This is a genomic window from Alteromonas sp. 4NH20-0056 (genome assembly GCF_057539655.1).
In genome coordinates, this window is sequence record NZ_BAAJLS010000027.1 from 1 (window position 1) to 1,245 (window position 1,245).

Consider the following 1,245-nt stretch of genomic DNA (forward strand, 5'->3'; position numbering starts at 1 on the left):
AAATGGCAAAAGAAAAGTTTGAACGTACGAAACCCCATGTAAACGTGGGTACTATCGGCCACGTTGACCACGGTAAAACTACCCTTACTGCAGCAATCACTACTGTTCTTTCAAAGACATATGGTGGTTCAGCTCAGGCATTCGATCAAATCGATAACGCGCCTGAAGAGAAAGCTCGTGGTATCACCATCTCTACATCTCACGTAGAGTATGACACTCCTACTCGTCACTACGCTCACGTAGACTGCCCAGGACACGCTGATTACGTTAAAAACATGATCACCGGTGCTGCACAGATGGACGGCGCGATCCTAGTAGTAGCTGCGACTGACGGCCCTATGCCTCAGACTCGTGAGCACATCCTACTTGGTCGTCAGGTTGGTGTTCCTTACATGATCGTGTTCATGAACAAATGTGACATGGTTGATGATGAAGAGCTTCTAGAGCTAGTAGAAATGGAAGTTCGTGAACTTCTTACTGAATATGAATTCCCTGGCGATGACCTTCCAGTTATCCAAGGTTCTGCACTTAAAGCCCTTGAAGGCGACGCAGAATGGGAAAAGAAAATCATCGAGCTTGGTGAAGCGCTTGATTCATACATCCCAGAGCCAGAGCGTGCTATCGATAAGCCGTTCATCCTTCCAATTGAAGACGTATTCTCAATCTCAGGCCGTGGTACAGTTGTAACAGGTCGTGTAGAGCAAGGTATCGTTAAAGTTGGTGAAGAAGTAGAAATCGTTGGTATCAAAGATACAGTTAAGACGACTTGTACTGGTGTTGAAATGTTCCGTAAACTTCTTGACGAAGGTCGCGCTGGTGAGAACGTTGGTGTTCTTCTACGTGGTACTAAGCGTGAAGACGTTGAACGTGGTCAAGTACTAGCGAAGCCTGGTTCAATCAACCCACACACTAAATTTGAAGCTGAAGTATACGTACTAAGCAAAGACGAAGGTGGCCGTCATACTCCATTCTTCAAAGGCTATCGTCCACAGTTCTACTTCCGTACAACTGACGTAACTGGTGCTGTAGAGCTTCCAGAAGGCGTAGAGATGGTAATGCCTGGTGACAACCTTAAGTTCGTAGTAGAACTTATTGCACCAATCGCGATGGACGAAGGTTTACGCTTCGCTATCCGTGAAGGTGGCCGTACTGTAGGTGCTGGTGTTGTAGCTAAGATTCTTTAATCTAAGCAAACCAATGCATAAAAGAAAGGCGCTCAATAGAGCGCCTTTTTTGTGTCTGTTT

The 1,245-nt window shown here is 45.9% G+C and carries 1 protein-coding gene; it reads left to right on the forward strand.

Annotation, left to right across the window (positions count from 1 at the left end; all coding sequences use genetic code 11):
- The first annotated feature begins 2 nt into the window (after positions 1–2).
- Positions 3–1,184 carry an elongation factor Tu gene (tuf, locus tag AC27EZ_RS18090; RefSeq protein WP_487136657.1) on the forward strand — a complete coding sequence of 394 codons (1,182 nt, stop codon included), beginning with the start codon at positions 3–5 and terminating at the stop codon, positions 1,182–1,184.
- Positions 1,185–1,245: the final 61 nt, after the last annotated feature.